At 38.1% G+C, this 7,135-nt stretch carries 11 protein-coding genes; 1 reads left to right on the forward strand and 10 read right to left on the reverse strand.

The window, feature by feature from the left end:
• Nucleotides 1-126: 126 nt before the first annotated feature.
• The 4 genes from OCV54_RS14485 to OCV54_RS14500 form a co-directional block, all read right to left on the reverse strand.
• Nucleotides 127-444 carry a WXG100 family type VII secretion target gene (locus OCV54_RS14485; RefSeq protein ID WP_015533471.1) on the reverse strand — a complete coding sequence of 106 codons (318 nt, stop codon included), beginning with the start codon at nt 442-444 and terminating at the stop codon, nt 127-129.
• 18 nt (nt 445-462) lie between these two features.
• Nucleotides 463-762 carry a WXG100 family type VII secretion target gene (locus OCV54_RS14490; RefSeq protein WP_015533472.1) on the reverse strand — a complete coding sequence of 100 codons (300 nt, stop codon included), beginning with the start codon at nt 760-762 and terminating at the stop codon, nt 463-465.
• Between the two features lie 273 nt (nt 763-1,035).
• A complete protein-coding gene (locus OCV54_RS14495; RefSeq protein WP_015533473.1) occupies nt 1,036-1,353 on the reverse strand; it encodes a hypothetical protein in 318 nt (105 codons plus the stop codon).
• A gap of 24 nt (nt 1,354-1,377) precedes the next feature.
• Nucleotides 1,378-1,668 carry a WXG100 family type VII secretion target gene (locus OCV54_RS14500; protein WP_022216716.1) on the reverse strand — a complete coding sequence of 97 codons (291 nt, stop codon included), beginning with the start codon at nt 1,666-1,668 and terminating at the stop codon, nt 1,378-1,380.
• A 600-nt stretch (nt 1,669-2,268) separates the two neighbouring features.
• Here OCV54_RS14500 and OCV54_RS14505 point away from each other — a divergent pair.
• Nucleotides 2,269-3,387 carry an IS110 family RNA-guided transposase gene (locus OCV54_RS14505; RefSeq protein ID WP_055145656.1) on the forward strand — a complete coding sequence of 373 codons (1,119 nt, stop codon included), beginning with the start codon at nt 2,269-2,271 and terminating at the stop codon, nt 3,385-3,387.
• A gap of 463 nt (nt 3,388-3,850) precedes the next feature.
• On the opposite strand, the gene OCV54_RS14510 is transcribed toward OCV54_RS14505, so the two are convergent.
• The 6 genes from OCV54_RS14510 to OCV54_RS14535 are packed head-to-tail and all read right to left on the reverse strand — an operon-like array spanning nt 3,851 to nt 7,109.
• Complete coding sequence (locus OCV54_RS14510) at nt 3,851-4,141, reverse strand: hypothetical protein (RefSeq protein WP_055148070.1); 291 nt, start codon at nt 4,139-4,141, stop codon at nt 3,851-3,853.
• Nucleotides 4,132-4,665 carry a hypothetical protein gene (locus tag OCV54_RS14515; protein WP_055148072.1) on the reverse strand — a complete coding sequence of 178 codons (534 nt, stop codon included), beginning with the start codon at nt 4,663-4,665 and terminating at the stop codon, nt 4,132-4,134. Before OCV54_RS14515 ends, OCV54_RS14510 begins: the two co-directional genes overlap by 10 nt.
• On the reverse strand, nt 4,666-5,208 hold the full coding sequence (locus tag OCV54_RS14520) for an RNA 2'-phosphotransferase (RefSeq protein ID WP_015533469.1): 543 nt from the start codon (nt 5,206-5,208) through the stop codon (nt 4,666-4,668).
• Nucleotides 5,201-5,560: an SMI1/KNR4 family protein gene (locus OCV54_RS14525; protein ID WP_015533470.1), complete on the reverse strand. Its 360-nt coding sequence runs from the start codon at nt 5,558-5,560 to the stop codon at nt 5,201-5,203. Before OCV54_RS14525 ends, OCV54_RS14520 begins: the two co-directional genes overlap by 8 nt.
• 9 nt (nt 5,561-5,569) lie before the next feature.
• Nucleotides 5,570-6,841, reverse strand: coding sequence for a hypothetical protein (locus OCV54_RS14530; protein ID WP_207642758.1), 1,272 nt, complete (start codon nt 6,839-6,841; stop codon nt 5,570-5,572).
• Nucleotides 6,831-7,109 (reverse strand): DUF4176 domain-containing protein, encoded by a 279-nt coding sequence (locus OCV54_RS14535; RefSeq protein ID WP_022216712.1) that lies wholly within the window; start codon nt 7,107-7,109, stop codon nt 6,831-6,833. Before OCV54_RS14535 ends, OCV54_RS14530 begins: the two co-directional genes overlap by 11 nt.
• Between the last annotated feature and the right edge of the window lie 26 nt (nt 7,110-7,135).

Consider the following 7,135-nt stretch of genomic DNA (forward strand, 5'->3'; position numbering starts at 1 on the left):
CCTTTTATTTGCGTTCTTTAATAACACAACCGAACCGATCGGCAGATATTTCTTAAATTCAATCATAATAACCTCCTCAATCTCAAAATGCCATCTCTGATAGCTATCAGAGATGGCACTTCTTTCCTACGAAATAATATTTGCTGCAAGCGATTCCGTTGCCGCTGCATTCTTTTTCTCTGTTGTCGTATATTCTTTAGCAAGTTCTGTAAGATTATTTACATGTTCATTAATCATTCGGCCCATGGTATCCATATCCGTCTGCAGTTTTCTAAATTTGTTTATATACGATGCAGACGCATCTCCTGTCCATGATGATGAAAGTCCAGTGACATCATTCATCATATCATCTGTCAACGATTTCGTCTGAGTCATAACTGATTTAAAATCAGCAGCCTTAGCCTCCAGTTCCGCCGGGGTGACTTTCAAATTCATATCTGACATATCTGTATTTTCCTCCCTTTAATACTTTCTCTGAGCCACTGTATTTGCATTTGTGGCTTCTGTAGTTTCATAATTAGCTATTATATTGTCCAGCGCTGAACAATACTGTTCTATCAGATTACTAAAATTTGTCATCTGTGAAACATCACTCTCAACTGCAGAGCTGAAAGCTTTTTTCGCGCTACCATCCCATGTACTGTTCAGAGCCTCCTTACTGTCTCTGAGCTTGGTTATCTGCTTCTTAAGAGACTGATTTTTCGAGCGAAGCTCTGTTGTTCTTTTCGTCATCTCTGACGATGTTACTGAAAATGCTCCCATACTTGATCCTTCCTTCTATTATTGATTTTGGTATATATTTGAAGCCTCCCGGCTCATACCCACGCCTAAATTTTCAAGTGCTNTCGAGTTTTCCAATATATTTGTCACTTGCATCCCCTTTCCAGTTTTTTCTTATAGTCTCGACTTCACTTCCCAAATCAGATAAAACATACTGCTTTATACTTGCTTCTGAATTCAAGTAGCCATTTATAGCCGCTGCTATTTCTGAATAGTCCAAATCACTAATCTTTTTTTCCATGTGCTTACATCCCTTCAGCGAATTATGTTATCTGGTAACGATGAGGTCATATCACCATTCACAACTTCAGCAGTGATGTAGTTTCCTATAACCTCACCCAATGTATCACCATACGAATACATATCCTCCATAAATGCCTGCATAGTATCCATCTTCGATACAAGATCAGAATAAATATCTGCCCAGCCTTCACTCTCCCAATATTCCTGTATCTTGCCACAGGTTGATATGATCGTATCATACTGATTTCCCAGATCTGTTGCCCCCTTGATCAAGGTATCATGAAATGTTTCCAGTTTATTTATCGGTACTTTCACCGTCTCAACATACATACTTTCCCTCCGTTATTAAGCACCCTAGCCAATCAGAGCAATTACATTTTTTTCACAAGTCTCAAACGTATTGCATACATCAAGCAATGAGTCCACTTTCTTTTGAAGATCCTCATACATGGATTTTACTTTACTATCGCTGTTCTCAAATTTTGTATTAAATGAGTCTGCTGCAGGGCCTTTCCATTCTTTAATAAGATCTTGATAATCATTCTGGATGTTTCGTCTGTCAATTGTGCTTTGATCCAGACAGTCCTGTATAATCACAAGATCTGTGTGCAGCTTCCTTGTATCGACATTTATCTTATCCGACATAATCTTTCTCCATTCAATTATTTTGCATTTTTAGTATTACATCTTTTAAATCGTTTTGTCAACAATGGTTTTGTTTTTCTAAATTTATTTGTTTATATTTTTGTAACTAACAGCCACATTTTGACAAAATTTGTTTATTTATGTCAAAAGCATTATTGATTATTATTTCCAGCCATAAACTGGACTTCTCGGGTATTTCCAGCAGTTTTCAATTTTACCATATTGGTCTCGTATAGTTTAATGGCATCTGAGTTAACTTTCTTTATTTTCATAAAAAACACGCACCTTTCACAACAAATTTTTTTGTTATGAAAAGTGCGTTTATATCGGTCAATTGGAACTTAATATGAAGTTTTGTTCTTTCGTATACCTAGGGGCAAATTTCGCTTTAACCTATGAATTCCTCTACGGAATTCTGACTCGATTCATAATAATCGGTCACCGAAAAGTTTTGCCTTCGGCAATGGTTATGGAGGTAGTTGGATTTATTAGACAATATGTAATGACCTCCACATTGTAGGTTCGTGGATTTACCTGTATACTAAAGATTGTCAAAGTCAATGGTAACAGGGATTACCGCATACAAAGGGAGGTCATCAAATGAATTATAACACAGTTTACGTAGGAATGGATGTACACAAAGAAAGTTTTACATTTTGTGCGTACACAATCGATGCAGAGAAAGGTTCCCACTTCCAGAGAACAGAAGCTGATTACAAAAATGTTCTGAAATATCTGGAGTTTCTTCGTACCGTCTACGGAAACGATGCTAACTTTATATGCGGTTATGAGGCGGGTTGCCTCGGTTATACTTTATATCATCAATTAATAGAGCATCATGTTAACTGTGTGATACTTGCGCCAACAACGATGCTTGAGCAGTGCAGCAGAAGAAGAATTAAGACTGATCGGCGTGATGCTGAAATCATTGCCAAATGTCTGGCACAGCATAATTACAGTCCTGTTCATATCCCTACAGCAACGGACGAGGAAACAAAAGAATTCCTCCGTATGAGGGATGATCATAAACTGGCACTGAAAAAGGTCAAGCAGCAGATTCTTGCATTTTGTCTTCGCCACAACTATCGCTATGATGGAAACAGTCATTGGACAGCAGCGCACATCAAATGGCTTAAGTCATTAAAGCCTGAGGCACTTTATAAGGAAATCCTCGACGAATATCTGCTGACCTATACTACCCTTAGCGATAAGCTTGAACGGTTGGATAAACGCATTGAGGAGCTTGCCTCCAAGGATGAATACAGAGAATCGGTTAAGAAACTCTGTTGTTTCATCGGTATCAAGACTCACACCGCATTATCTGTTCTGATTGAGGTTGGCGATTTTCAGCGTTTTGCTTCTGCACAGAAATTTGCTTCCTACCTGGGACTTGTACCGGGTGAGGATTCCAGCGGTGATGAACAGACAAGGCTTGGCATTACCAAAGCCGGAAATCGTCATGTGCGTATGCTCCTTACAGAAGCTTCCCAGTGCTATGCCCGTGGTCAGATAGGATTCAAATCAAAGGAACTGAAATCACGTCAAGCCGGTAATTCACCACAGGTTATTGCTTATGCAGATAAAGCCAATGAACGCTTAAGACGCCGATACTACAAAATGGTTCTTGGAAAAAGTAAGAAACACAATGTAGCTAAAACAGCGATTGCGCGTGAGCTTGCCTGTTTCATGTGGGGCATGATGACTGATCATATCACCTGATACAGGTATAACATCGTGCTGCCGATATCAAGACCAGGCCGCTGCCAGCGGTGCTTCGCAGCCTTGACATCATCATCCCGCTGTTATAGCAGGTAATCAAGCAGATGTAAGATGGCTTGCGCCACATACATCTGGCCAGTAACTAAAGTAACAACTGAAGACATCCTGAAAGGGCTTCGGCCATTTCAAGGTTCGAGCTATCTGCGATAAATCTATGTTGGCACAGAGAAATCTGTGATCCACGCAATTAGACGGTAGAGCTCACGGCGGACCATTGACCTGTCGGTAACCAATCCACGTATATCAGAGTGGCCAATGCCGGGAACTGATACTCCGAGGCTCTTTCCGGGTGCCTTCAGACAACTAAATAAAGTTTTGTGGTGATTTCTGTTAACTTGTACTTGACCAGAGGTCATTACATATCAGATTTTACTTCTAAGGAAGTCTTAAAGTATAACCATAATTAAATATAAACAATCACAATGCCTGTCTCCGATGATTTATTATCATAATATGAAAATATTTTTCCCCATGCATAATCATATTCTATTCCTGTAATACCTTCATTACTTGGAATTCCTAATTCATTTTTCAAAAAATCATTATTATGTTTTCTTAATTCTTTCAGAATATCATCATTCATTGTTTGATAATTCATTTTGTACTTCTCTTCAGCATTACTTAATTCAACTTTTGATATTATCTTATTATCACAAAAAATAGTAGTCCAGAACTTTTCTTTATTTAATTCCATTGGCTCCTTGGATATATATACTTTTCCAGTACTCCATTAGCACAATTAAAATCAAAATTAGGGTCAAATCTTTGCGCTAATCCTCCTTGACCAAATTGCGGATTATTCAAAGCGACTCCATCTGCCACATTTAGTTCTCCATGAACTTTGTAAGGAGTTAACTTACTTCTGTATTCTGCATAAGCCATTCCTTTTTCATAATATGGTTTTACTTGCAATCCTCCAAAGACCTTTTGAGCATCATTGCCTATAGTCTGCGCTACTTCTGATGTTATAGAATACCCCGTTGGGAATGGTTCGCCCATATAGATTATATCACCATCATGTAATGTTATATTCGTATAGGCATCCACACCAGTATAGGGATAACTACCTTGCCAAGCGGACGCTACTTCTGATGGATTACAACTTTCCCAACACACATTTTCTTTCCCATATGTATCCCTATAATAATTATACCAATCCATTTCTGTAACATCATCTATTGTTGTACTTCCACCCTTAAATCTACTGGCTTCTATCAACTATATTTCTGTTATATATTTACTTGGTATTACATCAGCTAACCATACCTTTTCATTTCCAAAATAAAAAAGTATTCCATCTTCCCAAGCTCTTTTTGCATCAATTTGCAAAACACATGGTTTATTATCACGTCTTAATCCAACACTCTGTGCTGTACTAATATCTTGTGACAAATGAACATATTGTCTTCCTTGAGGTAATAGGCCATTAATTTTTATACTTGATAAAAATCTTCTAGCCGTACCATGATATAAAATATCTGGAGGTATCATTTTTTCTTTCTTTATGTGCATCGGAATTGAATGACCATAAAATGCTCTGATTTTTCCACCGCTTATTTCATGTCTCTTCTTCTCTGATTTATCTATCATAACTAATAAATCGTCTTCTGATGTACCTATCCATTTCATATCCTTATTCAGAGCATCCACTAATTGTTCTACTGACACCCAACCTTCTTCATCCATCTCCAACTCATATTCCCAAGGTGCATGACGAAGTGCATACGATACTTCTTTGCTTAATTCTTCATAATTAATCATCTGCTTCTTCCTCATCTATCATTTCCTGTATTGCTTCCTTAAACCATTCCCAGAAAGTATTATACTCTTTTCTCTGTTCATATCCAGCACTTGCAAAATCATGAATAATTTGGACTTTACTATTTTTTTTAATATCAAAACAAGCTATATCATCACTATCATCTCTTCTAGCAAAAGGAACAAGTTCTCTATCTGGATAACGTTCCTTTAATCCTTTAATTCTTTTTTCAACCTGTTCTTTGCTCATTAAGTACCAAAAATCAAAGTCCACCAGATTTAGTTCAACAATTTTTAAAAACTCTTTGGGATAATTAAATTCTTGATATACTTTACTTACATCATATATTTCCATGTTTGCCTCCTACTTTATTGTATCCATATCAAACGCTCCAAATGGATTACTATTTCTAAAAGATGCCTTTTGTTTTCCAACTCTTAGACTAATTGCATCGCCCCATGTAACAGGAACACCTTTCTTAGTTGTAAATCTCTCGATATATTCCTCAGGTAAAATATCATTATATCCATGCACATTAGCTTTAACATTAATACCAGCTTCTCTTGCAGATACAACACGTGTATTATCTATTGTTGTATATATTCCATCAGGCATTTCTACCACATCAATCGGGTCACCCTTCCACCCATTCTTCTTCATGCTATCTATAATCTCACTTGAACCATTTACAGACGATTGACTATATCTTATTTCTTTAGGATTAATTGTCTTACTTCCACCCTCACAAGTAATACTTCTTTCAGACTCCACCCGTCCTTTGCTAGTAGACATACCCCTATTCTTTCCATCTGCTTTTGACGATGACTTTCCACCCTCAAAAACTGACCGCAAAACAAATGATGTTATTGCACACTCTGCCCAGGTCTTGGCTACATCTCCGCCTGTTATTGCTTTATCATATTTGTTTTCATGATATATGTATGTAGCTGTACCTATTGTTGCATCCCCAACAGCATTTATTACTCTGGCAGCAAAAACATTACCGACCGTCATCTCTGCACCAGTCATCATGACTGCTGTTCCTGCGCCAAACATTCCACAAAGAGCACCTATTATTGCGCCCTCTTCAACGCCACTTGCAAATCCATCAAAAAACGACTTTCCTGCTTTCACTGATGCAGCGCCATTCATTATACCAGATATTGCTGATCCCACGAGGGCCGATGTCGCTACAGACTGTGTCACTGCAGCTGCCGTAGCTCCCAGTACAGCAGGGCAGACTATCGCCACTGCAGCAGTAACCACAAGCACACCTATACCTATAGCCAGCTTTCCCTCACTGGTCTCATACCATGGAGTTTCAGCATATAGGTTGCACAGAGTCTGTCCAGATGCCTCGAATTTTTCATTACATTCTTTATATAGATCGTATGCCTCATCCAGAATCTTCTTCAGAGTTCCAAGCCGATCATATTCGTCTACCAGTTGAGCACGATATCTGTCCAGGGATGATATATCCAGAGATTCCGCCATCTTGCTTATGTATATTATGTCTCTCTGTCGTCTGATATCATCAATATACTGTCCAAGTGTATCATATATCTTTGACAGCCTGTATGGTTCATCTTCAAGCCTGCCAAGGTCTACATACAAAAGCACTCCTCTATTTTCCATTATTTCCCTCATTCAGGTATTTGTCAACAAATTCAAACTCTTCCGGGTCCTGAAATCCAACAAAATATACCCGTTCTATCTGGTCATGGTCAAACATATACGTCTGTTTTGTAGATATATTTCCCTCTGGATACAGGCATCCTATATAATCCCTTACGCTATCTGAATCCTCTGCCTTCTGCAGTCTTCCATATATCATCAACCTTTTATTTGCGTTCTTTAATAACACAACCGAACCGATCGGCAGATATTTCTTAAATTCAATCATAATAACCTCCTCAATCTCAAAATGCC

This window comes from Coprococcus aceti (assembly GCF_025567285.1).
GTDB classification, from domain to species: domain Bacteria; phylum Bacillota; class Clostridia; order Lachnospirales; family Lachnospiraceae; genus Coprococcus; species Coprococcus aceti.